This window comes from Bauldia litoralis (assembly GCF_900104485.1).
Lineage (GTDB): Bacteria > Pseudomonadota > Alphaproteobacteria > Rhizobiales > Kaistiaceae > Bauldia > Bauldia litoralis.
This window is the reverse complement of record NZ_FMXQ01000012.1, coordinates 45,963-70,721: the sequence shown is the minus strand read 5'-3', so window position 1 is coordinate 70,721 and position 24,759 is coordinate 45,963. Positions and strand designations below refer to the sequence as shown.

Annotated in this window: 27 protein-coding genes; 17 read left to right on the top strand and 10 right to left on the bottom strand. The window is 66.6% G+C overall.

The window, feature by feature from the left end; genetic code table 11:
• A complete protein-coding gene (gene deoA / locus BLT60_RS22155) occupies positions 1-1,317 on the top strand; it encodes a thymidine phosphorylase (RefSeq protein WP_090880506.1) in 1,317 nt (438 codons plus the stop codon).
• Here deoA and BLT60_RS22150 read toward each other — a convergent pair.
• The gene (locus tag BLT60_RS22150; RefSeq protein ID WP_175478587.1) at positions 1,314-1,541 is read right to left on the bottom strand and encodes a DUF1127 domain-containing protein; all 228 of its coding nucleotides are present in this window, start codon (positions 1,539-1,541) and stop codon (positions 1,314-1,316) included. The genes deoA and BLT60_RS22150 overlap by 4 nt on opposite strands.
• 125 nt (positions 1,542-1,666) lie before the next feature.
• Here BLT60_RS22150 and BLT60_RS22145 point away from each other — a divergent pair, with 125 nt between their 5' ends.
• Positions 1,667-2,371, top strand: coding sequence for an ArsR/SmtB family transcription factor (locus BLT60_RS22145; protein WP_090880500.1), 705 nt, complete (start codon positions 1,667-1,669; stop codon positions 2,369-2,371).
• A 136-nt stretch (positions 2,372-2,507) separates the two neighbouring features.
• On the opposite strand, the gene BLT60_RS22140 is transcribed toward BLT60_RS22145, so the two are convergent.
• The 3 genes from BLT60_RS22140 to BLT60_RS22130 all read right to left on the bottom strand — a co-directional run bounded on the left by BLT60_RS22140 (position 2,508) and on the right by BLT60_RS22130 (position 5,364).
• Complete coding sequence (locus tag BLT60_RS22140) at positions 2,508-2,984, bottom strand: L,D-transpeptidase (RefSeq protein WP_090880497.1); 477 nt, start codon at positions 2,982-2,984, stop codon at positions 2,508-2,510.
• Between the two features lie 173 nt (positions 2,985-3,157).
• Complete coding sequence (locus BLT60_RS22135) at positions 3,158-4,147, bottom strand: adenosine deaminase (RefSeq protein ID WP_090880493.1); 990 nt, start codon at positions 4,145-4,147, stop codon at positions 3,158-3,160.
• Entirely contained in the window at positions 4,144-5,364 is a 1,221-nt protein-coding gene (locus tag BLT60_RS22130) for a phosphopentomutase (RefSeq protein WP_090880490.1), read from the bottom strand. Before BLT60_RS22130 ends, BLT60_RS22135 begins: the two co-directional genes overlap by 4 nt.
• Before the next feature lie 335 nt (positions 5,365-5,699).
• Here BLT60_RS22130 and upp point away from each other — a divergent pair, with 335 nt between their 5' ends.
• Together upp and BLT60_RS22120 are read left to right on the top strand one after the other, a co-directional pair.
• Positions 5,700-6,329, top strand: coding sequence for a uracil phosphoribosyltransferase (gene upp, locus BLT60_RS22125; RefSeq protein ID WP_090880487.1), 630 nt, complete (start codon positions 5,700-5,702; stop codon positions 6,327-6,329).
• A 10-nt stretch (positions 6,330-6,339) separates the two neighbouring features.
• Positions 6,340-6,765: a VOC family protein gene (locus BLT60_RS22120; protein ID WP_090880484.1), complete on the top strand. Its 426-nt coding sequence runs from the start codon at positions 6,340-6,342 to the stop codon at positions 6,763-6,765.
• Between the two features lie 24 nt (positions 6,766-6,789).
• Here BLT60_RS22120 and BLT60_RS22115 read toward each other — a convergent pair whose 3' ends face one another.
• Complete coding sequence (locus tag BLT60_RS22115; RefSeq protein ID WP_090880482.1) at positions 6,790-7,572, bottom strand: MipA/OmpV family protein; 783 nt, start codon at positions 7,570-7,572, stop codon at positions 6,790-6,792.
• Positions 7,573-7,740: 168 nt separating this feature from the next.
• Between BLT60_RS22115 and BLT60_RS22110 the strand changes: the two genes are divergently transcribed.
• From BLT60_RS22110 to BLT60_RS22100, 3 genes are all read left to right on the top strand, one after another.
• Positions 7,741-8,505, top strand: a complete 765-nt coding sequence (locus tag BLT60_RS22110; RefSeq protein ID WP_090880479.1) for an SDR family NAD(P)-dependent oxidoreductase — start codon at positions 7,741-7,743, stop codon at positions 8,503-8,505.
• A 167-nt stretch (positions 8,506-8,672) separates the two neighbouring features.
• Positions 8,673-9,260, top strand: a complete 588-nt coding sequence (locus BLT60_RS22105) for a retropepsin-like aspartic protease family protein (protein ID WP_175478586.1) — start codon at positions 8,673-8,675, stop codon at positions 9,258-9,260.
• A 65-nt stretch (positions 9,261-9,325) separates the two neighbouring features.
• Entirely contained in the window at positions 9,326-10,846 is a 1,521-nt protein-coding gene (locus BLT60_RS22100; protein ID WP_090880472.1) for a phosphomannomutase/phosphoglucomutase, read from the top strand.
• Positions 10,847-10,853: 7 nt separating this feature from the next.
• On the opposite strand, the gene BLT60_RS22095 is transcribed toward BLT60_RS22100, so the two are convergent.
• Entirely contained in the window at positions 10,854-11,918 is a 1,065-nt protein-coding gene (locus tag BLT60_RS22095; RefSeq protein WP_090880469.1) for a hypothetical protein, read from the bottom strand.
• Positions 11,919-11,969: 51 nt separating this feature from the next.
• Positions 11,970-12,185 (bottom strand): hypothetical protein, encoded by a 216-nt coding sequence (locus tag BLT60_RS22090; protein WP_090880467.1) that lies wholly within the window; start codon positions 12,183-12,185, stop codon positions 11,970-11,972.
• A 135-nt stretch (positions 12,186-12,320) separates the two neighbouring features.
• On the opposite strand from BLT60_RS22090, the gene BLT60_RS22085 reads away from it, so the two are divergent.
• Complete coding sequence (locus BLT60_RS22085) at positions 12,321-13,340, top strand: aldose epimerase family protein (RefSeq protein WP_244521389.1); 1,020 nt, start codon at positions 12,321-12,323, stop codon at positions 13,338-13,340.
• Between the two features lie 90 nt (positions 13,341-13,430).
• Positions 13,431-14,363 carry a phosphate/phosphite/phosphonate ABC transporter substrate-binding protein gene (locus BLT60_RS22080; RefSeq protein ID WP_175478585.1) on the top strand — a complete coding sequence of 311 codons (933 nt, stop codon included), beginning with the start codon at positions 13,431-13,433 and terminating at the stop codon, positions 14,361-14,363.
• Between the two features lie 4 nt (positions 14,364-14,367).
• Here the strand turns inward: BLT60_RS22080 and BLT60_RS22075 are convergent, their stop codons facing one another.
• From BLT60_RS22075 to BLT60_RS22065, 3 genes are all read right to left on the bottom strand, one after another.
• Positions 14,368-14,952 carry a TadE/TadG family type IV pilus assembly protein gene (locus BLT60_RS22075; protein WP_090880459.1) on the bottom strand — a complete coding sequence of 195 codons (585 nt, stop codon included), beginning with the start codon at positions 14,950-14,952 and terminating at the stop codon, positions 14,368-14,370.
• A complete protein-coding gene (locus BLT60_RS22070; RefSeq protein WP_090880456.1) occupies positions 14,946-15,503 on the bottom strand; it encodes a TadE/TadG family type IV pilus assembly protein in 558 nt (185 codons plus the stop codon). Before BLT60_RS22070 ends, BLT60_RS22075 begins: the two co-directional genes overlap by 7 nt.
• Before the next feature lie 204 nt (positions 15,504-15,707).
• Entirely contained in the window at positions 15,708-16,205 is a 498-nt protein-coding gene (locus tag BLT60_RS22065) for a pilus assembly protein N-terminal domain-containing protein (RefSeq protein ID WP_090880453.1), read from the bottom strand.
• Between the two features lie 427 nt (positions 16,206-16,632).
• On the opposite strand from BLT60_RS22065, the gene BLT60_RS22060 reads away from it, so the two are divergent.
• From BLT60_RS22060 to BLT60_RS22025, 8 genes are all read left to right on the top strand, one after another.
• Positions 16,633-16,803 (top strand): Flp family type IVb pilin, encoded by a 171-nt coding sequence (locus tag BLT60_RS22060; RefSeq protein WP_090880450.1) that lies wholly within the window; start codon positions 16,633-16,635, stop codon positions 16,801-16,803.
• 180 nt (positions 16,804-16,983) lie between these two features.
• Entirely contained in the window at positions 16,984-17,499 is a 516-nt protein-coding gene (locus tag BLT60_RS22055) for an A24 family peptidase (protein ID WP_090880447.1), read from the top strand.
• A gap of 236 nt (positions 17,500-17,735) precedes the next feature.
• Positions 17,736-18,542: a Flp pilus assembly protein CpaB gene (cpaB, locus tag BLT60_RS22050; RefSeq protein WP_090880444.1), complete on the top strand. Its 807-nt coding sequence runs from the start codon at positions 17,736-17,738 to the stop codon at positions 18,540-18,542.
• Positions 18,543-18,582: 40 nt separating this feature from the next.
• On the top strand, positions 18,583-20,160 hold the full coding sequence (locus BLT60_RS22045) for a type II and III secretion system protein family protein (protein ID WP_090880440.1): 1,578 nt from the start codon (positions 18,583-18,585) through the stop codon (positions 20,158-20,160).
• A 29-nt stretch (positions 20,161-20,189) separates the two neighbouring features.
• Positions 20,190-20,930 (top strand): CpaD family pilus assembly protein, encoded by a 741-nt coding sequence (locus BLT60_RS22040; RefSeq protein ID WP_175478584.1) that lies wholly within the window; start codon positions 20,190-20,192, stop codon positions 20,928-20,930.
• Complete coding sequence (locus BLT60_RS22035) at positions 20,930-22,228, top strand: CpaE/TadZ family protein (protein WP_090880434.1); 1,299 nt, start codon at positions 20,930-20,932, stop codon at positions 22,226-22,228. Before BLT60_RS22040 ends, BLT60_RS22035 begins: the two co-directional genes overlap by 1 nt.
• A gap of 11 nt (positions 22,229-22,239) precedes the next feature.
• Positions 22,240-23,739: a TadA family conjugal transfer-associated ATPase gene (locus BLT60_RS22030; RefSeq protein WP_090880431.1), complete on the top strand. Its 1,500-nt coding sequence runs from the start codon at positions 22,240-22,242 to the stop codon at positions 23,737-23,739.
• Between the two features lie 9 nt (positions 23,740-23,748).
• Entirely contained in the window at positions 23,749-24,750 is a 1,002-nt protein-coding gene (locus BLT60_RS22025; protein ID WP_090880428.1) for a type II secretion system F family protein, read from the top strand.
• Positions 24,751-24,759: the final 9 nt, after the last annotated feature.

The window sequence follows — 24,759 nt, the reverse complement described above, 5'->3', positions numbered from 1 at the left end:
ATGCTGCCGCAGGAAATCATCCGGCGTAAGCGCGAGGGACAGCCGGTCGATCCGGCCGACATCGCCGCCCTGGTCGAGGGGCTGACCCATGGGTCGGTGACCGAGGGGCAGGTCGCGGCCTTCGCCATGGCGGTGTTCTTCCGCGGCATGAGCCGCGACGAGTCCGTCGCGCTGACCCTGGCGATGCGCGATTCCGGCACGGTGCTCGACTGGACCGGGCTGGAGGGCCCGGTGCTCGACAAGCATTCGACCGGCGGCATCGGCGACAATGTCTCGCTGATGCTCGCCCCGGCGATCGCCGCCTGCGGCGGCTTCGTGCCGATGATTTCCGGCCGTGGCCTCGGCCATTCCGGCGGCACCCTCGACAAGCTCGATTCGATCCCCGGCTACAGCACCCAGCCGGATATCGAGACCTTCCGCCGGGTGGTCGAGGAGGCCGGCTGCGCGATCATCGGACAGACCGCCGACCTCGCCCCGGCCGACAAGCGCCTCTATGCGATCCGCGACGTCACCGCGACGGTCGAGTCGGTTCCGCTGATCACCGCCTCAATCCTGTCGAAGAAGCTCGCCGCCGGGCTCGATGGCCTGGTGCTCGACGTCAAGACCGGCTCGGGCGCCTTCATGGCGACGCTGGACAGCGCCCGGGAGCTGGCCGGCAGCCTCGTCGCCGTCGCCAATGGCGCGGGGCTGAAGACCAGCGCGCTGATCACCGGCATGGACGAACCGCTGGCCTCGGCCGCCGGCAATGCCGTCGAGGTGGCGAATGCCGTCGACTACCTGACCGGCCGCCATCGCGATGCGCGGCTGCACGAGGTCGTGGTGTCTCTGGCCGCCGAACTGCTGGCGCTCGGCGGTCTTGCCGACGACGCTGAGGCCGGGCGGGTGAAGGTCGAGGAGGCCTATGCTTCAGGCCGGGCGGCGGAAACCTTCGGCCGCATGGTCAAGGCGCTCGGCGGGCCGGGCGACTTCGTCGAGCGTCTCGAGGCCTACCTGAAGACCGCGCCGGTGGTCCGTCCGGTGACCGCCGAACATGCCGGTATCGTTGGAGCGATCGACACCCGCGCCGTCGGCGTCGCGGTGGTCGAGCTCGGCGGCGGAAGGGCGCGGGCGTCCGACACCATCGACCACACGGTCGGCTTCACCGGTCTTGCCGGACTCGGCAGCACGGTTGGCGGTGACGCGCCGCTGGCCATGGTCCACGCCCGCAACGAGGCCCACGCCGCCCGCGCCGAGGCCGCTCTGCGCGCCGCCTATCGCGTCGGCGACGAAGCGGCCGCCCCGTCGGCCGCCGTGCTGGAGCGGATCGGGCCAACCTAGACCTGCCGCGCCGCGCCCGCCCATGGCGGCCGCCGCGCTTCGGCATCGGCTGCGACCCGGGTCAGGCCAAGGTCGTCGAGTTGCCACGGCTCCATCGCGGCCAGCGCCCGCCGCTGCGCGTAGCGGTGAAACGCCAGGCGGAGGCCGGTGAGGACCGGCCGCAGGCTCAAGCCGGGCTTGCCGGTGCGGTGGAATCGGGCGAAGGCGACGTTGCTTGCTGTCATGGCTCGTGTCCGGTTGAACGTGCCAGACCGTAGCGGCATCGACGGCCGCACAGGCGTCGATCGCTTTGACCGTCATCGAAGCGTTCGGCCTGCCGCCAGCGCCGCCGATCGCCTAGACTGTCGCGATGGCCGCCGACATGAAGCTCGCCGAGATTGCCGCAATGCTCGCCGACCCGTCGCGGGCGCGGCTGCTGCTGGCGATGATGGACGGCCGTTCGCACACGGCAAAGGAACTCGCCTACCTGGCCGGGATCTCACCGGCGACCGCCAGCGCCCATCTCGGCAAGCTGCTCGGCCTCGGGCTGATCGCCGTCACGCCCAGCGGCCGGCATCGCTACTACCGGATCGGCTCGGAGGCCGTCTGTCGGATGATCGAGGCGGTTGGCGCGGTCGCCGCGGAAGCAACCGCGCCGCCCGTCCGTCTGCTGCGCGCCGATCGCGAACTCAGGCTTGCCCGGACCTGCTACGATCACATCGCGGGGCAGGTGGGCGTGCTGATCGCGGAGCATCTGCAGGAGACCGGCGGCGTTATCCTGAGCGACGAGGGCGGTGAGATCACGCCCGCCGGCGAAGCGATATTCGCTGACCTTGATATCGACCTCAGCGGATTGAAGCAGGCGCGGCGCATCTTCTGCCGTCCGTGCCTCGACTGGACCGAACGGCGCAATCACCTGGCTGGCGCCGTCGGCGCGGCGCTCTGTACGCGACTTTTCGAGCTGGGATGGATTATGCGGATGCGCGACACGCGGGCGCTCACCATCCCGGCGGCCGGCCGCGCCGGCCTGGCGCGCCTCTTCCGCATCGATGTCGATGAGTTACCGGGCGGGTGAAACGTGCTCCAAAAAACCAACCGCCGCCCGGCGGGGGAACCGGACGGCGGTGGTATTGGGACCGAGAAGACGCCGGGTGTGGGGGTGGCGGGATTGGCGTCGACGGGTCGGGGGAACCCGCTCAGTCCGTGGCAATTCAGTTCGTGACGATGATCTTGGTGTTGTACTTTCCGTAGGCTTGAACCGCGTTGTAGAAGGCCTCGGCGTTTTCGGTCGCCAGGCGGACGCAGCCATGGGAGGCGCGGGAGCCGAGCTTGGAAACCGCCTCGGTGCCGTGGATGGCGACGCCGTTGACGAAGAAGACCGAGTAGGGCATCGGCGCATCGTCGTACTGCGAGGACTTGTGGGCCTTGGAGAGCCAGGTCGGGCGGTACTGGCCGCGCGGGGTATCGAAGCCGCTGGTGCCGGTCGAAACCTTCCAGACGTATTTCTGCGTCTTGCCGCGTTCGTCGGTGACCTTGAGGTACATCCGCTGCTCCGACAGCGACACCGTCGCGACGAGGCTCGGCTTGGGCTTGAAGGAGGTGAAGAACCCGGCCTCGGAAGGCGTCGTAACGCCGATGGCGGCGACTGCGAAAGTGGCGACTGCGATGATCCTGGTGAAGATGTTCATGACCTGACCCCTGATACTCGCTGCGGGCAATGGCGCCGCGTTGTTCGATGAAACGAATATGGTCGAAGGCTGGTTCCCTGGCAGTGACGCCGGTCACAAATGCCCGGTGACCGACGTCACAGGCGGTTGACCGGAAAAACAGAAGCTTGAGGAAAGGCGCGGTGAGGCGGCTGTCAGGCCGGATCCGCCGATGCCCCGTCGACCCTGGCCAGCAGCCGCGCCCTTGTCGGCTCGTCGACGAAGGCCGCCTCGATCGCCGTGCGGGTGGCGGCGAGCAGCGCGCCATGGCCCAACCCCTGCACCCGGGCGAGTTCGTCATATTCGTGGCCGAGGGTGGTGTGGAAATAGGGCGGGTCGTCGGAATTGATCGTCACCCGCACGGCGGCCTCCATCAGCCGGCGGAAGGGATGCTGCGTGATGCTCGGATAGAGCCCGAGCGCGACGTTCGAACCCGGGCAGAGCTCCAGCACTATGTCCTCCTCGACCAGTCGCTCGACCAGCGCCGGATCCTCGATCGCCCGCACGCCATGGCCGATCCGCCGGACGCCAAAATGGTCGAGCGCGTCGCGGACGCTTTGCGGCCCGGCCAGCTCGCCGGCATGGGCGGTGAGCCCGAGCCCTGCCTCGCGGGCGATGCGGAAGGCGTCGGCGAAGTCGCGGGGGTGGTGCATCGTCTCGTCGCCGGCAAGGCCGAAGCCGGTGATGCGCGGGTGTCGTGCCGCCCGTTCGACCAGCGCCCGCACCCGCGCCGGCCCGAGATGGCGGATGCCGGTGAGGATCATCCGGCCGATGATGCCGGTTTCCGCTTCGGCCTCCGCCATGCCGTCGCTGAGGCCGGCGACATAATCGTCGGCGGAGACGCCATTGTCGGCGGCGATGTCCGGGACGATGAAGATCTCGCCATAAATCGCGCCCTCGGCCGCGATCGAAAGGAAGTAGTCGCGGGCCAGATCGCGAAAATCGTCGGCGGAGCGAAAGACGCTGGAGACGCGGCCATAGGCGACGAGGAACGACGCGAAGTCGTGCCAGGCATAGCCGCCGGCCTCGTCGAAGACGTCGGCGAGGTCGATGCCATGCCGGTCGGCGAGGCGGCGGACCAGTGCCGGCGATGCCGCGCCCTCGATATGGCAGTGGAGTTCGGCCTTGGGCAGCGTCGTGGTCACAGGAAGCTCGTCCCATGCGGGCCGGGCGGCAGGCCGAGATGGACCGCGACGCTCTCGCCCATGTCGGCCAGCGTCTCGCGGCGGCCGATCGCGCCACCGGCGATGCCGGGACCGAAGGCGAGGATCGGCACATGCTCGCGGGTGTGGTCTGTGCCTCGCCAGGTCGGGTCGTTGCCGTGGTCGGCGGTGATGATGGCGAGGTCGCCGGGCTTCATCGCCGCCTCGATCTCCGGCAGCCGCCGGTCGAAGGCCTCGAGCGCCGCGGCATAGCCGCCGACCTCGCGGCGATGGCCGTAGAGCGAGTCGAATTCGACGAGGTTGATGAACAGCAGGTCGCCGTCGCCGAGCGTCGCCAGTGCCTCGACCGTTGCCGTCACCAGCGCGTCGTCGTTGGCGCCCTTGATCTCCCGGCTGATGCCGCGATGGGCGAAGATGTCGCCAATCTTGCCGACGCCGACCACCTGCCGGCCGGCGGCGACGGCCCGGTCGCAGAGCGTCGGCTCGGGCGGCGGCACCGCATAGTCGCGGCGGTTGGCGGTGCGCTTGAAGTCGTCCGCGTCCTGGCCGAGGAACGGGCGGGCGATCACCCGGCCGATATTCAGCGGATCGCAGAGCCGCCGCGCGACCTCGCAGACATGGTAGAGGCGCTCGAGCCCGAAGGCCTCCTCATGGGCGGCGATCTGGAACACCGAGTCGGCGGAGGTGTAGCAGATCGGCTTTCCGGTCCTGAGATGCGCGGTGCCCAGCTCGGCGACGATCTCGGTGCCCGAGGCATGCTTGTCGCCGAGGATGCCCGGCAACTCCGCCTCGCGGATCAGCGCCTCGGTCAGCGATGACGGGAAGGTCGGGACGGTCTCGGGAAAATAGCCCCAGTCGAAGACCACCGGCACGCCGGCGATCTCCCAATGGCCGGAGGGCGTGTCCTTGCCCTTGGAGGTCTCGACGCCGTAGCCCCAGCGGCCGGCTGGCTCGCCCTCATAGCCGAGCGGCGGGATCGCGGCGCCGATCGAGGCGCTGGCGGCGCGGCCGAGGCCGAGCCGGTCGAGATGCGGAAGGCGGAGTGGCCCCTGGCGAACGCCCGGGCGGTCGCCCGCTCCGCTGGCGCAGGCCTCCGCGATATGGCCGAGCGTATTGGCGCCTTCGTCGCCGAAGCGGTCGGCGTCTTCCGCCCCGCCGATGCCGACGGAATCGAGAACGAGAAGGATGGCGCGTGTCACGCGGTGTCAGGGCTCCTGCCGGAACCGCGGCAGGCAGGAAACCGCCGGTCGAAACCAGGGAAACCTGTCGAGGGTCGCGCGCTGCCGCTGGCTCGTTTCACCGCAGCATCGCCCGCTCCTCCGGGGAAGGCAAGCGATGGCGCACCGTCTGTCCGTCGCGCTCAGTGCCACCGGGCGGGACCGGTGGCGTCGTTGGCGAGGCTTGCGACGGATTCACGAAAGCCCTTGAGCGCCAAGCATGGGGACAACCGCCGGCCGGGCGGCCTTGCGGTTGGCCTTGGCGGCGCGCAGGGGCTAGTTTGCCGGGCAACAGACACCAATGGAGCGACAGTTCGATGCAAGGCGTCACCCTCGTCGACCACCCCCTGGTCCAGCACAAGCTGTCCCTGATGCGGGACAAGTCCACCTCGACGGCGAGCTTTCGCCAGCTTCTGCGCGAGATCGCCCTGCTTCTCACCTATGAGGTGACCCGCGACCTCAAGCTGACCACGACGCGGATCGAGACGCCGCTGGCTGCGATGGATGCGCCGATCCTCGAGGGCAAGAAGCCGGTCTTCGCCTCGATCCTGCGCGCCGGTAACGGCCTTCTCGACGGCATGCTCGACCTCGTACCCTCGGCCCGCGTCGCCCATGTCGGCATCTATCGCGATCCCGAGACGCTCGAGCCCCACGAATATTACTTCAAGGCGCCGGAGGACCTCGGCGATCGCCTCGTCATCGTCGTCGATCCGATGCTCGCCACCGCCAATTCGGCAAGTGCTGCAATCGAGAAGCTGCGGGAGCGCGGCGCCCACGACATCCGCTTCGTCTGCCTGCTCGCCGCGCCCGAGGGCATCGAGCGCTTCCAGAAGGCCCAGCCCGGCGTCCCGATCTACACCGCGGCGATCGACGAATACCTCAACGATCACGGCTACATCGTCCCCGGCCTCGGCGACGCGGGCGACCGGCTCTACGGCACGAAGTAGCGGGTTCGCGATGCCGCGGCCGCCGCGCGGAACCATCGACCATCTTGACCTGACGGTGCGCGATCCCCGGGCGTCGCGGGCTTTCTATGACGCGGTGCTCGGCTTTCTCGGCTATCGCCTCGCCAGCGAACACGACCGCGGTTTCGACTGGGATTTGCGCGACGAGACCGGCGCGCTAGTCAGTTCGATCGGCATCATGCGCGCCACCGGCGACGGGCTGACCCGCAAGCACGACCGCACCGCGCCGGGGCTCCACCACATCGCGTGGCGTGCCGAAAGCCGCGACGACGTCGCCCGGCTCCACGACCTGCTGGTCGCGATGGGTGCGGAAGTCCTCGATCCGCCGGCCGACTACCCCGACTACGCGCCAGGCTACCACGCGGTATTTTTCGCCGACCCGGACGGGTTGAAGCTGGAATTCGTGTTCCAGCCATAGCTGATGGAGGGCGAGAGCCCGTTCCTAGTTGAACAGATTGAAGCCGAGGCGGTAGGTTACGCCGACGCCGACCATCCACTGGTCGCGGCTGCCGGACTTGACGATCGGGCTCTTGGCCGCGTCCTCGATGAACCGGTTGTAGCTGGCGGTGAAGCGGAGGCGGGTCCGCTCGGTCAGCGCGTAGGAGGCGGTCGTCGCGATACCGACTGTCTTGAACCCGCCATCCGGCTTGAACTTCGACAGCGAGCCTTTCGACGCCTCCTTGGCGGTGACGCCGAAATAGGTCTCCATGTATTCCTGGGAGGCGAAGCTGGCGCGCGGGCCGAAGGCCATCTCGAAGCGCTCCGAGATCGGGACGAGCACGTCGAGCCCGAGGTTGCCGACCTGCCCGTCGGTGCCGTTGATCCCCTGGCGCAGGGTGCCGAAGCCGCGCAGATACTGGCCGCGCACGCCGGCGCCGAGACCAAGCTCGAGCGCCCAGGGAACCGTCTTGGTGCCCTTCAGGCTCTTGTCGTCGGACGCCTTGCGCTCGCCGTTAAAGCCGAAGGACGGAAACATGAAGAAGCCGGTGGTGCCCGACTCGCGCTGGCCCATGCCCGGCAGGTAGAAGCGGCCGACCGAAAACAGCGGATAGGGAACCAGGATGTAGGTGTCGGAGCCGGGATATTTCGGCTTGTACTGCCCACCGACGCCGACATCGATCACGTATTGCGGCGCGTCTCCGGCCAGGGCGTCCTCGGCCTTTGCGCTGCTGGCGCCGAAAGCCAGGCCGGCTGCGATCAGTGTGGCGAGACAGGCGAGACGCATGCAGAAATCCCCCGGACAGGACCGATACCCCCATATGGGACGCTCCCGGTTAGGAAATGCTATACGCGACTTCTTTTCGAATCACGCGCAAAAAGTGACTTTCGGGGCCAAAACTGTGGCGACTGTGACCCAGAAACACACCCCCGGGGAATAATTGCAGGAGGAACTATGAAATACGGCGCCATCTATCCCAGCCTCAAGGGCCGCACGGTGCTGGTCACCGGCGGCGGCAGCGGCATTGGCGAATCGATCGTCACCCATTTCGCCGCCCAAGGCGCGAAGGTCGGTTTCATCGACATCATGGAGAAGGAATCGAAGGCGCTGGCGGCGAAGCTGAAGCGCAAGGGCCAGAAGGTCCATTTCGAGCACTGCGACCTTGCCGACATCGATGCGCTGCAGCGCGCCGTCAAGGCGGTACGCAAGGTTTTCGGGCCGATCACCGTTCTGGTCAACAACGCCGCCCATGATGAGCGCCACGGCCTCGACGAGATCACCTCCGACTATTTCGACGACCGCGTCCGGGTGAACCTCAAGCACCAGATCTTCACCATCCAGGCCGTCGTCAACGACATGAAGAAGGCCAAGAACGGCTCGATCATCAACATGGGGTCGATCTCCTGGATGGTCTCCGCCAGCGACCTGCCGGTCTACGAGGCGTGCAAGGCCGGGATTCTTGGCCTGACTCGCGGCCTGTCCCGCGAACTCGGCGCCCACAACATCCGCATCAACTCGATCGCCCCCGGCTGGATCATGACCAAGCGTCAGAAGGACCTCTGGGTGACGCCCGAAGCGCTGGAGCAACTGATGAAGGACCAGTGCCTGCCGCGCACGCTCGATCCCGCCGATATCGCGCGCATGGTGGTGTTCTATGCCTCGGACGAAGCCTCGGCGGTTACCAACCAGAATATCATCGTCGACGGCGGCTGGGTCTGAGTGGCCGCAAACCGCCCCCAGGCACCGGCCCCGACGACGTTAACCGCGCGTTAACGAGGACGGCGCCGGCCTGCGCGGGCTTGGTGTCGCGTTAGGATTTTGCCGCGATGGTGGCGGGCCCGGGCGCGGCGTGCGCCCCGGACTTGCTCGGGAGGACTCCTTCGCCGGTGACGGGCTTCAGGCTGATCATCCTTGCGGCCGTCGTGGTCGCGGCCGCTGTCAGCGTGCCGGAGATCGCGCCGGGCCTCCTCGCCCGGCTGGTCGAGACGCCGGCCACCCAGCGCGCCGAAGCATCGCCGCCGCGCCGACCCGCGGCACCGGCGAGCAAGCCGGTCGCGGCTACGGCACGGGAGCGGGCGGCGCGTCCGAGTTCGTCCGCCACGGGCCGAAGGGTCGTTCTCGAAGCCGACCGCGGCGGGCATTTCCTTGTCGACGCCTCGATCAACGGTCGCAGGATCGAGGCGATGGTCGATACCGGCGCCACCACCGTGTCGCTCACCGCCGAGACCGCGCGTCGTCTCGGCATCCATCCGCCGCGCAGCGCCTTCAACCTGCCGAGCTCGACGGCCAACGGCATCGTCAATGTCGCGCGGGTCATGCTCTCCGAAATCCGCGTCGGCGGCATCCGCGTCCGCGATGTCGAGGCGACGGTGATTCCCGGCGACCTGCTCCGGGTCAACCTGCTCGGCATGAGCTTCCTCGGCCGCCTCTCGAAATTCGAACTGTCGGGGCCGCGCCTCGTTCTCCTCGAGTAACCAAGCCTTTCCCACCCTCAGGTGCTCTGGTATCACCGGACTCCTGGCCCGAAGGACAAGAACCGATGTTTCCCAAGCCGATTCCCGATCTCCGCCCCAACACGCTCGCTTTCGAGACGACGCCGCTGGTCAAGGCCACCGGTTTCCGCGAATACGACGCGCGCTGGTGGTACGGCATTCCCTCCTCGGACAAGCCGCCCGAACTGAACCTGATGGGCGTCACCGCGCTCGGCATGGGCATCGGCACGCTGCTCGGCCAGATGGGCGTGCGCAAGGAGATCGTCACCGGCCACGACTACCGGGCCTATTCCTCGTCGATCAAGCTGGCGCTGATCACCGGCCTGATGGCCTCCGGCTGCCGGGTCTATGACATCGGCATGGCGATGACGCCGATGGCCTATTTCGCACAGTTCGCGCTCGATGTTCCGGCGGTCGCCATGGTCACCGCCTCGCATAACGAAAATGGCTGGACCGGCGTCAAGATGGGCTCGCAGCGGCCGATCACCTTCGGTCCGGACGAAATCGGCCGGCTCAAGAATATCGTCCTCGACGCGGCCTTCGATCTCAAGCACGAGGGCTCCTATGTCTTCGTCGAGAATTTCGCCGAGCGCTACGCCGCCGATCTCACCGCGCGGCCGAAGCTGAAGCGGCCAATCCGGGTCGTCGCCGCCTGCGGCAACGGTACGGCCAGCGCCTTCGTCCCGGGCGTCCTCAAGGCGCTGGGCGCCGACGTCATCCCGCTCGATACCGAGCTCGACTACACCTTCCCGCGCTACAATCCGAACCCGGAAGACATGGAGATGCTCCATGCCATGGCCGCGGCGGTGAAAGAGCATGGCGCCGACGTGGCTCTCGGCTTCGACGGCGACGGCGACCGCTGCGGCGTGGTCGACAACGAGGGCGAGGAGATCTTCGCCGACAAGGTCGGGGTGATGCTCGCCCGCGACCTGTCCACCCTCCATCCCGGCTGCACTTTCGTCGTCGACGTCAAGTCGACCGGCCTCTACGCCACCGACCCGGTGCTCCGGGCCAATGACGTCAAGGCCGATTACTGGAAGACCGGCCACTCCTACATCAAGCGCCGGGTCAACGAGTTGAACGCGCTGGCCGGCTTCGAAAAGTCCGGCCACTACTTCTTCAACCCGCCGGTCGGTCGCGGTTACGACGACGGGCTGGTCTCGGCGATCGCCATCCTCGACATGCTCGATCGCAACCCCGACAAGTCGATGGCCGACCTCAAGAACGCCCTGCCCAAGACCTGGGGCTCGCCGACCATGGCCGCCCATTGCGACGACGAGACCAAATACGGGATCGCCGACGCGGTGAAGGAACGCTTCGTCGCGATGAAGGCGGCCGGCGAGACCATCGACGGTCACGCCATCGCCGACCTGGTGACGGTCAATGGCGTGCGCGTCGTCGCCGACGACGGCAGCTGGGGGCTGGTGCGTGCTTCGTCCAACAAGCCGGAACTGGTCGTTGTGGTCGAGAGCCCGGTCTCCGAGGCGCGGATGCGCGAGATGTTCAAGCTCGTCGACGCTGCGCTCAAGGAGCATCCCGAGGTCGGCGACTACAACCAGACCATCTGAGGCCGGCTCAGACCATTTCGGTCGGCAGGCGGACAAGGGCGCCGGTCTCCACGGCCGGCGCGTAGCGATCGACCAGCCTGTCGAACAGGAGCGGCGCGATCTCATGGAGATTGGCCGCCTTGGTCGCCGTGAACTGCTTGGCCATTCCGAACCACGACCGGGGGATGCCGGCTTCCTCGACGAGGCGGCGCGGGATCGGCCGGTCGTAGTCGGTTCCAAGCCGCCATGGCTCCATCGCGTCCGACAGGCCGATCGTCCGGATCGCCGCCGCGCGATTGAAGCCAAGCGCCGGGATCGGAACGTGCATGAAGCCGGTCCGGAGGCGGAAGTCGGCAAGGCCGGTGCCGGCTGCCAGGTTCGTCGACCGCTGGAGGTCGGGGCTTGGCGGATATTCGAACCCCCATAAAGCGTCGCCGAGCCAGCCGGTCAGGATCGCCCGGTCGGCTACCACCTCGTCCGGCACCAGCATGCTTTCTTCCGAAATGTCGGTGCCGTTGAAGAATTCGAAGGTCGTCGCATGGTCGTCTGGCGCGATGGTCTCCAGCGCCAGGTCCCAGGGCCCGGCCCGAACCGTCCGCGTCGCGCGCTTGCGGCGCGTTGCGGACACGACCGGCATGCCGAGCCGTTCGGCGATCGCCGTGCCATCATCGTCGTTGCCTTTTGCCGTCTGGTCGAGGCAGATCGCCGTCGCCGGCCCGATCTGGCGGGCCAGCATCGCCGCGGCGGGCGAGTCGTAGCCGCGTGACAGGTAGACGCTGGCCGGCTTGCCGTAATTCGCCATCGCCTCGGCGGTCGTATCCCGCAGGAAGGCGACGTAGGTTTCGTAGGAATCGAAATCCGCCTTCTGGCATTGCGCCCGGTCGGCCGGCGCCGCGTCCGGCGCAAGGGTGACGAAGGCGTTGGCGAACCGGCATATACGAATTTCGGGGGTCGCGAAGACCTCGCGCCGGTAGGCTGAAGGCCCCCGGTGGATGGACCGCAGCACGGTGCGAAGCCGCCAGATGGCGAAGGTCGGCCGGTCGCGTCGCGGCCACCAGCAGCGCCAGCGAATTGGCCGCCCATACCGCGCCATCCGTCTCGGCCGTCCACACGGATTCCAGCGAGTGACTCGGCGAGATCAGCGTCAGTCGCCCGTCGCCCCATACCGCCCCGAACCGAGATGGATGCCCTCCGGCAGCAGGGCCTCGGGGCCCGGCGTCCGCGCCCAGCCGCCTTCGAAAAAGCCGTGCCCGGAGAGCGAGACATTGCGACCCAGGGCGACATCGAGCGTGCGGCCGCGGCCGCGGATAAGCCAGGCTTGTCGGGGCAAATCGTCGAGAAAGCGGGGATTGATCTGCATGGTTCCGCCTAGCAATCGCGGCATCGCTCCGCAAGGCCGCGACGCGGGAAACCAGGGGGTCGCGCCGGCTCCGGAAGATTCGACCCCTCGGCCCCGAATCCCGTATAAGGCGGCATCGGCAGGGGAGGCTTACCAGTGGCGGCAGCGAGACGGTTCGGGCAGATGCCCGACGGCACGGATATCGAGGAAGTAACGATCGGGTCGGGCGATCTTGCCGCCAGCATCATCACGCTTGGCGCGGTCATCCGTGAGATCCGGCTGGCCGGTGTCGACCACCCGCTGGTCCTCGGCTTCGACGACCTCGACAGTTACCTTCACTACTCGCCGCATTTTGGCGCGTTGGTCGGCCGCTCGGCCAATCGCATCGCCCATGGGCGTTTCGCCATCGACGGCCACGACTACCAGCTGGAGCGCAACGAGGGCGGGCACACCCATCTTCACGGCGGCAAGAACGGCTTCGGCTCGATTCCGTGGCGACTCGTCGACCACGACGACACCAGCGCCACCCTCGCGCTCGACAGCGCCGACGGCGACGAGGGCTATCCCGGCCGCTGCGCGGTGACCTGCCGCTATTCGATCGAAGCGCCGGCGACCTTCCGCATCGAGGCGACGGCGACCACCGACGCGCCGACCATCGTCAACCTCGCCCAGCACACCTATTTCAATCTCGACGACTCGCCGCAGATCTACGACCACGAGGTCCAGGTGCTGGCCGATGCCTATACCCCGGTCAACCAGGAATTGGTGCCCACCGGCGAGATCCGGCCGGTCGACGGCACCGATTACGATCTTCGCCAGATGGTGCCGATCCGCCGGATGGTGGACGGCGCCCGCTTCCAGTACGACGTCAACATGGTCGTCGCGATGGAGAGCGTCGCCGAACCACGGCCGGTCGCCCGGCTTCGCTCGCCGAAGAGCGGCGTGGCGCTTGAGGTCCGGTCGACCGAGCCCGGCGTCCAGTTCTATGACGGCAACATGATGAAGACGATTCCCGTGCCCGGCCTCGGCGGCCGTCACTATGCGCTCTCGTCAGGCTGCTGCTTCGAGCCGCAGCTGTTTCCGGATGCGCCGAACCACCCGAATTTCCAGAGCACGGTGCTGCGTCCCGGCGAGACCTATCGTCAGGTTACGTCCTACACCTTCTCCCGCGGCTGATCGCCGTCTATCCGGGCTTTCGCGTCACCGGGACTTCATGCGAGAATCGCTGCGATTCCCGCCATCGGCTCTATGAGTGGATCGACTGCAATGCGTTTCCTCTTCAAGGTCGCGGTCGCCGGCTGCCTCGCTCTCCTCCTGTCGCTCGCAGGTGGCGTCGCTTCGGCTGGCTGGCGCGACGAGGTCCAGAAGCTACGGATCGGCGTCCTTGCCGGCGGCGATTCCGCCTATCGGGTGGCGACCCTCGAGCCGTTCCGAATCTACCTCCAGGACCGCACCGGCATCCCGGTCGAGATCGTCCCGGCGGCGAGCTATCGGGCACTGATCGACGCCCAGACCGCCGGCGATGTCGACTACGCGATCTACAGCGCCACGAGCTATGCCACCGCTTTCGCCGAGTGCGACTGTGTCACGGCGATCGGCGCACCGATCGCCGCCGATGGGGCGCTCGGCTTTCATTCGATCCTGGTCGCGACCGCCAATGGCGGCATCGAGTCGCTGGCCGACGCCCGGGGCAAGCGGGTCGCTCTGGCCGGCCCCGACTCGGTTGCCGGCCGGCTGATCCCGGTCCAGGCCTTTGCCGCCGAGGATATCGTTCCCGAGGACTACTTTTCGACCGTGGTGACGAAGCAGGACCCGGAGGCGGCGCTCGCCGCGCTGCTCGCGGGCGAGGTCGATGTCGCCGTCGGCTGGTCAAGCCTGACCGGCCCGGCCCGCACCGGCTACAATTTCGGTTCCCTGGCGCGGATGGTCGCCGACGAGCGCCTGACCATGGACCAGATCGAGATCGTCTGGCGGTCACGGCTGATTCCCTTCGGCCCGCATGCGGTGCGCAGCGACATGCCGCCGGAACTCCGCGTTCTGCTGTCCCGCGCCCTGGTCAACATGGCGACCCTGGATCCCGAGGCGCTTGACGCGGTCGACCGGGCGGGCTTCGGCGGTGGCGGTTTCGCGACGCCCGATGCAAGCCTCTATACGGTGGTGACGGATCTGGTCGCGCCAGGGGACGGCGCCACGCAGTGAAGCCTCAGTTGGACGGCCGCTTGACTTCCCGGCTCAGCCGCGGCCGCAGGTAGTACTGGTCGTTCAGGTCGAAGCTGCCGGTCATGACATAGCCGATGGTCGGCAGATAGTCGTAATGCACCTCGGTGGTGACCAGGAAGCTGTCTTCCTCCGAGACGTTGGCCGGCAGGGTTATCGGCGAATTCTTGGCGAAGGCCGTGTCATTGAGCGCGTCGCTCCAGGCGACCGTCGCCTTGCCCTTGTCATCGATCTTCACCCCGGTGATCTTGATCTTCAGCTTGCTGTCGTCATAGGGGCTGATCATCGTCTTGGCGGCGTTGAGGATGTTCTTCATGTCGTCGTCGGTGACCGACTTCGACTGCGTCACCAGGTCGGTGAGCGAACTGGTGACGCTGGTCACCTTGCGCTTGATGGTCAGCGCGTCGCCGAGTTCGACCGCGCCGAAATAGAGCGTCAGCATGATCGGCAGGATCAGCGCGAACTCGACCGCCGAAACGCCCGACTGGTCGGCGCCGAAGCGCCTGCCCAGGGGGCGGCGAAGCCGGCGGAGGATGGCGCGCGGCGGCGCGGCTTTCATCGCGGTCACCATGGGAAGGGCTCGTTGCGGAACGCGGTGGCCGAGGACAGGAGGTGCGTCCCGTTGGCCATGTTGGCCAGGTTGTGCCCGAGCAGGTTGACGTAGACCGGCCACTCGTAGAAGGCGCGCACCACGACGATATCGCCGCCGTTGCCGGGCTTGTAGTCGAAGGTCTTCTTGAGATTCCCCGCGCCGTCGACCGGCTTTGTCAGGGCGATGTCGCCGAAGTTCTTGTACGTTGCTACGTCGATCTTGAGACCGTTGTCACAGTCGAGCAGCGACATCACGCCCGAACAGACCTCTTTCTTGAAGTCCTCGGCGCTGAAGCCCTGTTGCTGCGCCTGGCCGGTTCGGACCAGCCGCGAGGCGCGGTCGACCGCCGTCTCCATCGCCTGTCCGGCGAAGAAGACGAGCGCGGTTTCGATGATTGCCATCATCAGGGCGATGAAGGGGAGGGCAATGATGCCGAATTCGACGGCGGTCGCGCCGTTCTCGTCGCGGCGGAACCGTCTGAAGCTCCCGCGCCTGGCGCGCGGCGCATCACCAGAACCGACCTTGGCCATTGTCCTTAACTGTCCTCGACCTGCCGCGGCAACTAGACCGCCGACTTTGGTCAAGAACTAACAAGCAGGCATTGAGGAACTCTTGCGACTTGTACTCAAAAACCGAGGCATCTCGGCAAGGTTTCATCAACCATGCCGGTATGCCGCCGATCGCTGGTAACCCGATCGCAATCGGAAAACGTCAGGCTCGACCGAGGACGATGCTCAGCGTCCGCTGGCGGCGTCGGACATCTCGCTGTGGGCCTGGATCTGCGCGGTGGTGGTGGAGAAGACGTCGTTGCGGTCGCCGATGGTCATCGTCGGCGAACACTCGGGAGTGCAGCTCAGCGTTTCGCGGCTGGCCCTCTTATAGACGGTGACGACTCCGTCATTAGTGCCGGTGACGGTGAGGACCGAGTCGGCGATCGCCTCACCGGAGGCATCGAGGACGATGAGGTTGGTCGTGCCGAAGGCGCGGCCGGTGATGATCAGGGTGCGGTTGTCCTGGATGGTCGCGTCGGCGATCGCCGGGTTGCCGATGATGACGATGTCGGCCGGCCGGGAGATGCGCATGACCTTGGCCCGGTCGATGATGACTGAAATCGGGGCTTCCTCCTCGGCCATCGCTGCCGGCAGCCCCGCGACCAGGCCGGCGAGGACGAGGCCGCAGCGGAGGGCGCCGCCGAGAGAAAGGGCGATGGCGGATGATGGCTGGCGCGACATGGAAATCTCCGGGGTGCCTCGGACTGGCGGAATCCTTGGCGAATAATGGTGAATGAAGACTTAAGACGCCTGTCGCAGTCGGGCCAGGCGCCCCACGTGGGCCGGCGAGCAGCCTGCGGCGAGAAATAGAGATCCTGCATCGGTGGTCTGCCGCCGTGGTGAATGGCTGGTTGAGGAGCGTGGTAAACAAGAAAATAAGAAATCCGCCCCGAATTCGCAAAACATTGGAATACAGCGATAATCAATACTTTACGTTTGTTTCATCATTAACAAATCCTAATTCAACCTCAGAATATCGGGGTCATCCATTAACTCAAGTGCAGTAAATTGTCCTTATGTTCGAAGCATGGTTGCGGTCGAGAACAAATCAGCGACCGATCCAGACCCAGGAAGTTCAAACACACTCGTGGAGTGAGGAGTTACTATCATGACCAATCTGTTCGCACGTTTCGCCAAGGACGAGTCCGGCGCCACCGCCATTGAATATGGCCTGATCGCTTCCCTCATCGGTGTCGCGATCATCGTCGGCGCCGGCGCGCTCGGCGGCAAGCTCAACACCGCCTTCACCGATCTTTCGAAGACGATGAAGGGCAAGTAAGGACCTCTCTTTCGAGACGTCCGCGGGCTAGTAACCCGAACTCCGCAGGGCGCGTCGTTGCCAAGGCCAACGGCGCGCCCGGCGCATTTCTGACAGGTGCCATCGCCCCGACGGCGCGTTGAGCGCTTGTTAAGGACTGTCGGCTACGACAGCGAAAGGGCTGATACGGCGTTAGACATCATGTTCCAGACGGCCTTGCAGCAAATCCTCTTCGTCCTGTTTCCGATCGGCATGGCCTATTCGGCCGCGGCCGACCTCTTGACCATGACGATCTCCAATCGCATTTCGCTGGCGCTGGTCGCGATCTTCCTGCCGCTCGCGCCGCTGACCGGCATGGACTGGCAGACCTTCGGCATGCATTGGGCGGCCGGCGGCGCCGTCCTCGCCGTCAGCTTCACCTTCTTCGCTTTCGGCTGGATCGGCGGCGGCGACGCCAAGCTGTCCGCCGCCATCGCGCTGTGGCTGGGCTGGGGCAACACCCTCGAATTCGTCAGCCTCGCCGCCGTCTTCGGCGGCCTGTTGACGCTGGTCATCCTGTCCTTCAGGGGCGCCGTGCTGCCGGCCGCCGTTGTCCGCCAGCCCTGGATCGCACGCCTGCACGACGAGAAGGCGGGAGTGCCCTATGGGGTCGCGCTCGCTGCCGCCGCCTTGGCCATCTACCCCCACACGATCTGGGTGAAGATGGTGACTGGCTAGGCTGCCCGTTTCGTCGAGCGGTCTCGCCCTGTCGCGATGCGTCGCAGCAAGAAGCGACGGTCCGACGACTTCGATACGTCCGCGCGATCCCCCGCCGCCGCCCGGCATTCGGGTGGTGATTAACGTCTCGTTAGGTACGATTTCTCACGTCCGGTTAACCATAACTACACGATTGCAGTGGGAAGCTTGCCTACGAGGTTGAACCCGAAACTCAACCTTCTGTGAGGTACTGCGTTATGAATTTCGCCCGCGTTGCAATTCTCGGAGTGGCTGTCGGCGCCGGCGTCGTTGCCGCGATGCTCGCGCTCAACATGACCGGGCAGGAAAGCGAGCCGATGGTGGTCGCCGACGCGATCGATACCGTCGAGGTTCTCGTTGTCGCCAACGACGTGCCGATGGGATCGACCGTTTCCGAGTCGGATATCGAATGGCAGGAATGGCCGGAAAGCGGCGCGTCCGGCCGTTTTCTCGTGCGCTCCAGCGATCCCGATGCAATGGACGAGGTGGTCGGTGCGATCGCCCGTTCGACCCTCTATTCCGGCGAGCCGATCAGTCTCGCCAAGCTGATCCGGTCCGACCGCGGCTTCATGTCGGCGATCCTGCCGGCCGGCAAGCGCGCGGTCGCCACCAAGATTTCCGCGGATACCAGCGCCGGCGGCTTCATCCTGCCGAACGACCGCGTCGACGTGATCATGAGCCGCCAGGCCGACGACAATGCCGACGCGCCCGGCGGCTATCTCACCGAAACCGTCCTCAATGACGTGCGCGTCCTCGCCATCGACCAGACGATCGAGGATGTCGACGGCGAGAAGGTCGTTGTCGGCCAGACGGCGACGCTCGAACTGTCGCCGCAGCAGGCGGAGATCCTGACGGTCGCCCAGCAGATGAGCGACCAGTTGACGCTCGCGCTGCGCAGCATCGCCGACACCGCGACCGGGCCGATCGGCGCGGACGCCTATCACCTCATCAGCGGTGTCAAGAAGACAGGCGGCGTGACGGTCGTGAAGAACGGCGTCGCCAGGCAAGTGATCGGTATCAGATGATGCGTGGGGCACATCGGCCGGGGATTCGGGGGGTCTGAGAATGCTCGTTTCGTTCCAGCGCGGGTGTTTCGCCGTGGCAGCGTTGGGCCTGGCCCTCGGTGCCATGGCCTTCATCGCGCCCGCCCAGGCCGGTGGCGGCGACGACGACATCTATTTCGACAGCGCCGTCGATGGCGATGTCTATGGCGGCGACGATATCTACGCCGGCGCCGCGATCACCAAGTCCCTCAAGCTCGGCCTCAACAAGGCGCTGGTCGTCGACCTGCCGCGCGACGCCCGCGACGTCCTGATCTCCAACCCGGCGATCGCCGACGCGGTGATGCGCACGCCCCGGCGCATCTACCTCACCGGCATCGCCGTCGGCCAGGCCAGCATCATCGTCTTCGATCGCGCCGGTGCCCAGATCGTCACCCTCGACCTCGAGGTCGAACGCGACAATTCCAACCTCGACGCGCTGCTCCGTCGCCTGATCCCCGGCTCCGATATCGTCGTCGAGATCGTCAGCGACAACATCATCCTCGCCGGCTCGGTGCCGACCGCCGCCGACGCGCGCAAGGCCCAGGACATCGCCAACATCTTCGTAAACGGCGGCGCCAACGCCCAGCCCGGCAACGGAGATGGTGGCGGCGGCGAATCCGGCAGTGTCAACATCACCCTCGGCTCAAGCGAGGCTCCGACCAGCAGCGTCATCAACATGCTGACCATCGAGGGCGAGGACCAGGTCCATCTCAAGGTCACCGTCGCCGAGGTCCAGCGCAATATCCTCAAGCAGCTCGGCATCGATCTCAACGGTGCGATCAGTGTCGGCAGCTTCAAGGGCCTGATCAGCTCGGCCCTTCCCTTCGGCGCCACCAACAAGGCGCCCGAAAGCGTCGGCATCGCCGGCTCCGGCAGCTCCAGCGCCGGCTGCGGCGCCCTCGGCGCCAGCAGCTGCACCTTCAACAACGGCATCATGGGCGCCGTGCGCGCCCTCGACCAGACCGGCATGATCAAGACCCTGGCGGAGCCGACCCTCACCGCGATCTCCGGCGAGTCGGCCTCCTTCCTTGCCGGCGGTGAATTCCCGGTGCCGAGCGGCCGCGACCAGGACGGCAACGTCATCATCGAGTACAAGCCCTTCGGCGTCGCCCTCGGCTTCACCCCGGTGGTCCTGTCGGAAGGCCGCATCAGCCTGCGGGTCAAGACCGAGGTTTCCGACCTCAACACCGAAGACAGCATCCAGCTCAGCGGCATTACGCTGCCGTCGATCTCCGTCCGGCGCAGCGAGACGACCCTCGAACTGCCCTCCGGCGGCTCGATGGTCATGGCCGGCATGCTCCGCGACAACATCCGCCAGGCGATCTCCGGCCTGCCGGCGCTGTCCAAGCTGCCAGTGCTCGGCACCCTGTTCCGCAGCCGCGACTTCAAGCGGAGCGAGACCGAGCTGGTCATCATCGTCACGCCCTATCTGGTGAAGCCGGTGTCGCGCACCGCGCTTGCCAAGCCGGACGACGGCTTCGCGCCGGCCGGCGATGCGACCGGCACCTTCCTCGGCCGCATCAACCGGGTCTATGGCGTCGCGGGCGAACCGGCGCCTGCCGGTTCCTATCGCGGCACCTACGGCTTCATCTTCGAATGAGCGCGCCGGTCACAATGGAGCCCCGGACCATGTCCATCCAGCAGCCCCTGACCCCCGATGCCGGCGCCCTGTGGTCCCGCTACCGCGGCGCGGTGATCGCCGCCGGACTGTTCCTCGCCCTGGCCGGCTGCAAGACCGTCGAGGAGCCGATCATCGTCGGTTCGGTCCCCGACGACTACCGGACCAACCACCCGATCGCCATCAACGAGTCGCTGCAGACCATGGATGTGCCGGTCGGCGTCAACTCCGCCAAGCTGCCGAAGGGCGTGAAGGGCAACGTCAACGGCTTCGCCCAGCGCTTCGTCGCCAGCGGCGCCGATCTGATCGCGATCGTCACGCCGTCCGGCTCACCGAACCAGGATGCCGCCGCCTATGCCAGCTACGAGATCCGCGACGTGCTCGTCGCCTCCGGCGTCAACCCGCGGTCCATCGATTTCCGCTCCTACCGCGCCCAGTCCGGCGAGAACACCGCGCCGGTCCGCCTCGCCTACGCAGCGGTGACGGCCCAGGCAGCGCCCTGCGGACCCTGGCCCGACCAGGCGTCGCGGAACGGCGAGAACCGGCATTACGCCAATTACGGCTGTGCCACCCAGGGGAACCTGGCGGCGATCGTCTCGAATCCCCTCGATCTGCTTTATCCGCGCGGCATGACCCCGGCCGACGCCTCGCGCCGGGCCAATGTCCTCGAGAAGTACCGGACCGGCGAACCCTATACGAGCGACTACTCGCGGGAGGCCGCCGGAGAGGTCGCCGAGGGAGTGGGCAACTGATGATTGATCTAGCCTATGACGACGACGAGGAAGGCCCCGGCGAAACCGCCGGATCGACGGCCGCCGCCGAACCGGCGACGCCCGGCGAGGTCCGCCCGGTGCCCCGGATCTCGGTCCAGGCCTTCTGCGAATCGCCTGACCTGGCGGAGACCATCGAGTCGGTCGCGGCCGACCGGCGGATGGCCCGGGCTCATGTCAAGGTCCACACGGGCGGCCTGCTCGCCGCCGCCGAGTTCTACCGGGAATCGGCGACGCCGAACCTGATCATCGTCGAGAGCAGCCTTGCCCGCGACCGACTTGACACCGAGCTCGAGCGCCTGGCCGAGGTCTGCGACGCCGGCACCAAGGTGATCGTCGTCGGCCACGTCAATGACGTCGAGCTCTACCGCGAGCTCATCCGCCGCGGCATCAGCGAATACCTCGTCGCGCCGGTCGACCCGCTGGTAGTGATCGCGGCGATCGGCGACATTTACGTCGATCGCTCCGCCGCGCCGCTCGGCCGTTCGATCGCCTTCATCGGCGCCAAGGGCGGCGTCGGCTCGTCGATGGTCTCCCACAACGTCGCCTGGTCGATCGCCCGCAACCTCGAGAGCGATGTCGTCGTCGCCGATCTCGATCTCGCCTTCGGCACCGCCGGCCTCGACTTCAACCAGGATCCGGCCCAGGGCATCGCCGAGGCGATCAACGCGCCGGACCGCCTCGACGATGTCTTTCTCGACCGCCTGCTGGCCCGCTGTTCCGATCATCTCAGCCTTCTGGCTGCCCCGGCGATGCTCGACCGCACCTATGACTTCGGCGAGGCGGATTTCGCCCAGGTGATCGACGTCGCCCAGGCCGGTGTGCCGGCGGTCGTTCTCGATCTCCCCCATGCCTGGACCGCCTGGGTCCGCCGCACCCTGATGTCGGCCGACGAGGTGGTCCTGACCGCCGAGCCCGACCTCGGCAACCTGCGCAACGCCAAGAACATCGTCGACCTGCTTCGCCAGAATCGCAGGAACGACCTGCCGCCGCGCCTGGTCATCAACAAGGCCGGCATGACCAAGCGGCCGGAGATCACCGTCGACGATTTCGCCGAGGCGCTGAACCTCGTCCCCGACGCGATCATCCCGTGCGAACCGCATCTCTTCGGCACCGCCGCCAACAACGGCCAGATGGTCGCCGAAACCGATCCCAAGAGCCCGGTGGTCGAATCCTTCAACACGATCGCGCGCATCGTCACCGGCCGGGCCGAGGTCAAGCGCACCAAGCGCGGCGGGCTGGCGCCATTCCTTTCCCGCCTTCGCGGCAAGAGCGCCTGACGGGAGGAGCGATGTTCGGCAAGCGCGGTGCAACGGGTGGCGACAAACCGCCGAAAGCTGTCCCGGTAGCGGAGGGGGAGACGCCGTTCCGTCCGGAGGCCGCGCGGCCGGCCGGGCCGCCCCCGAAGGCGCCCGCCCCGCCGGCCGCCCGAAAGGCCGCCACGCCGGAGCCTGCCGCCGACGACCAGGTCACGGAGAATGGCGTCAAGCGCACCGAGAATTTCTACGACGTCAAGACGCAGATCTTCTCGGCGCTGATCGACACCATCGACCTGTCGCAACTCTCGCGGCTCGATATCGAGTCGGCCCGCGAGGAAATCCGCGACATCGTCAACGACATCATCGCGCTCAAGAATATCGTGATGTCGATTGCCGAGCAGGAAGACCTGCTCGAGGACATCTGCAACGACGTGCTCGGCCTCGGACCGCTCGAGCCATTGCTGGCGCGCGACGAGATCGCCGACATCATGGTCAACGGCGCGACCAACTGCTTCATCGAAGTCGACGGCAAGGTCCAGAAGAGCAAGGTCCGTTTCCGCGACAACTCGCAGCTGATGAACATCTGCCAGCGGATCGTCAGCCAGGTTGGTCGGCGCGTCGATGAATCCAGCCCGATCTGCGACGCGCGCCTCCCCGATGGCAGCCGTGTCAACGTCATCGCGCCGCCCCTGGCGATCGATGGTCCGGTTCTCACCATCCGCAAGTTCAAGAAGGACAAGCTCACCCTCGACCAGCTGGTCAAATACGGCACCATCACGCCGGAGGGCGCGACCATCCTCCAGATCGTCGCCCGGTCGCGCTGCAACATCCTCGTCTCCGGCGGCACCGGCTCCGGCAAGACGACGCTGCTCAACTGCCTCACCGGCTATATCGAGGCGACCGAGCGTATCATCACCTGCGAGGACGCGGCGGAACTCCAGCTCCAGCAGCCGCATGTCGTCCGGCTCGAGACCCGCCCGCCGAATATCGAGGGCGAGGGCGAGATCACCATGCGCGATCTCGTCAAGAACTGCCTGCGCATGCGGCCCGAACGGATCATCGTCGGCGAGGTGCGTGGCCCGGAGGCCTTCGATCTCCTCCAGGCCATGAATACCGGCCACGACGGGTCGATGGGCACGCTGCACGCCAACAGTCCGCGCGAGGCGCTGTCCCGGCTCGAATCGATGATCACCATGGGTGGCTTCACCCTGCCGTCGCGCACGCTGCGCGACATGATCACCAATTCGATCGACGTCATCGTCCAGGTCGAGCGCCTTCGCGACGGCAGTCGTCGCATCACCAACATTACCGAGGTGGTCGGAATGGAAGGCGACGTCATCATCAGCCAGGACATTTTCGTCTACGACATCGCCGGCGAGGACGCCAACGGCCGCATCCTCGGCCAGCATCGCGCGACCGGTATCGGCCGGCCGAAATTCTGGGATCGCGCCCGCTATTTCGGTGAGGAGGTACGGTTGGCCAATGCACTCGACGCCGCCAATGCCGACGAACCGGTGGGGCTCGCCAGCTAGGAAACCGGCATGTTCGGCCCGCTGACCATTGTGATCGCCATAGCCGGCCTGGCCATGCTCAGCGCCGGCGGGCTCGCTTATGTCCTGCTCTATGGCCGGATCCAGTCGGAGCGGACCGTCGGGTTGCGGCTCGATCAGGTGCGCACGCGCAATGTCGACGCCAAGCAGGCGAAACCGCGCGGCGATGCCGCCAAGCGCCGAAAGTCCGTCCAGGAAACGCTGAAGGAGATCGAGGAGAAGCAGAAGGCGCTCGCCAAGAAGAACAGGGCGCCGTCGCTCAGCATGCGCCTGACCCAGGCGGGGCTCGATTGGTCGCGCATGACCTTCATCCTGGTCAGTGCCGCCTGCGCCTTTGCCGCCGCGCTGCTGGTCTTCATCCTCGGTGCGTCGCTGTGGGTCGTCATCGCCTTCGCCGCCGTCGGCTTCCTGGGCGTGCCGCGCTGGTATATCAACCGCCGCCGCAAACGGCGGATGAAGAAGTTCCTCATCGAGTTCGCCAACGCGGTCGATGTCATCGTCCGCGGCGTCCGCGCCGGCCTGCCGCTCAACGACTGTTTCCGGATCATCGCCACCGAGTCGGTCGATCCGGTCAAGAGCGAGTTCATCAAGATCGCCGAGTCGCAGGCCCTCGGCATCTCGATTGCCGAAGCCGTCGCCAAGTTGCCGGAACGCGTGCCGCTGCCGGAGGCGAACTTCTTCGCCATCGTCATCGCCATCCAGTCCCGCGCTGGCGGCAACCTGTCCGAGGCGCTGGGCAACCTTTCCAAGGTGCTGCGCGATCGCATCAAGATGCAGGGCAAGATCAAGGCAATGAGCAGCGAGGCAAAGGCCTCGGCGATGATCATCGGCGCCTTGCCCATTGTCGTCATGGCGCTCGTCTACATCACCAGTCCCGAATACATCACGCTGCTGTTCACCGAACCGCTCGGCAACATGATCCTCGCCGCCTCCGCGATCTGGATGGGGATCGGCATCTTCGTCATGAAGAAGATGGTCAATTTCGATTTCTAGGGGCCGCTC

Excerpts from the sequence above, each read along its gene's own strand:
- deoA (WP_090880506.1), top strand. The coding sequence starts at position 1 with ATGCTGCCGCAGGAAATCATCCGGCGTAAGCGCGAGGGACAGCCGGTC.
- BLT60_RS22150 (WP_175478587.1), bottom strand. The coding sequence starts at position 1,541 with ATGACAGCAAGCAACGTCGCCTTCGCCCGATTCCACCGCACCGGCAAG.
- BLT60_RS22145 (WP_090880500.1), top strand. The coding sequence starts at position 1,667 with ATGGCCGCCGACATGAAGCTCGCCGAGATTGCCGCAATGCTCGCCGAC.
- BLT60_RS22140 (WP_090880497.1), bottom strand. The coding sequence starts at position 2,984 with ATGAACATCTTCACCAGGATCATCGCAGTCGCCACTTTCGCAGTCGCC.
- upp (WP_090880487.1), top strand. The coding sequence starts at position 5,700 with ATGCAAGGCGTCACCCTCGTCGACCACCCCCTGGTCCAGCACAAGCTG.
- BLT60_RS22120 (WP_090880484.1), top strand. The coding sequence starts at position 6,340 with ATGCCGCGGCCGCCGCGCGGAACCATCGACCATCTTGACCTGACGGTG.
- BLT60_RS22115 (WP_090880482.1), bottom strand. The coding sequence starts at position 7,572 with ATGCGTCTCGCCTGTCTCGCCACACTGATCGCAGCCGGCCTGGCTTTC.
- BLT60_RS22110 (WP_090880479.1), top strand. The coding sequence starts at position 7,741 with ATGAAATACGGCGCCATCTATCCCAGCCTCAAGGGCCGCACGGTGCTG.
- BLT60_RS22100 (WP_090880472.1), top strand. The coding sequence starts at position 9,326 with ATGTTTCCCAAGCCGATTCCCGATCTCCGCCCCAACACGCTCGCTTTC.
- BLT60_RS22095 (WP_090880469.1), bottom strand. The coding sequence starts at position 11,918 with ATGGCGCGGTATGGGCGGCCAATTCGCTGGCGCTGCTGGTGGCCGCGA.
- BLT60_RS22090 (WP_090880467.1), bottom strand. The coding sequence starts at position 12,185 with ATGCAGATCAATCCCCGCTTTCTCGACGATTTGCCCCGACAAGCCTGG.
- BLT60_RS22080 (WP_175478585.1), top strand. The coding sequence starts at position 13,431 with ATGCGTTTCCTCTTCAAGGTCGCGGTCGCCGGCTGCCTCGCTCTCCTC.
- BLT60_RS22075 (WP_090880459.1), bottom strand. The coding sequence starts at position 14,952 with ATGGTGACCGCGATGAAAGCCGCGCCGCCGCGCGCCATCCTCCGCCGG.
- BLT60_RS22070 (WP_090880456.1), bottom strand. The coding sequence starts at position 15,503 with ATGGCCAAGGTCGGTTCTGGTGATGCGCCGCGCGCCAGGCGCGGGAGC.
- BLT60_RS22065 (WP_090880453.1), bottom strand. The coding sequence starts at position 16,205 with ATGTCGCGCCAGCCATCATCCGCCATCGCCCTTTCTCTCGGCGGCGCC.
- BLT60_RS22060 (WP_090880450.1), top strand. The coding sequence starts at position 16,633 with ATGACCAATCTGTTCGCACGTTTCGCCAAGGACGAGTCCGGCGCCACC.
- BLT60_RS22055 (WP_090880447.1), top strand. The coding sequence starts at position 16,984 with ATGTTCCAGACGGCCTTGCAGCAAATCCTCTTCGTCCTGTTTCCGATC.
- cpaB (WP_090880444.1), top strand. The coding sequence starts at position 17,736 with ATGAATTTCGCCCGCGTTGCAATTCTCGGAGTGGCTGTCGGCGCCGGC.
- BLT60_RS22045 (WP_090880440.1), top strand. The coding sequence starts at position 18,583 with ATGCTCGTTTCGTTCCAGCGCGGGTGTTTCGCCGTGGCAGCGTTGGGC.
- BLT60_RS22040 (WP_175478584.1), top strand. The coding sequence starts at position 20,190 with ATGTCCATCCAGCAGCCCCTGACCCCCGATGCCGGCGCCCTGTGGTCC.
- BLT60_RS22035 (WP_090880434.1), top strand. The coding sequence starts at position 20,930 with ATGATTGATCTAGCCTATGACGACGACGAGGAAGGCCCCGGCGAAACC.
- BLT60_RS22030 (WP_090880431.1), top strand. The coding sequence starts at position 22,240 with ATGTTCGGCAAGCGCGGTGCAACGGGTGGCGACAAACCGCCGAAAGCT.
- BLT60_RS22025 (WP_090880428.1), top strand. The coding sequence starts at position 23,749 with ATGTTCGGCCCGCTGACCATTGTGATCGCCATAGCCGGCCTGGCCATG.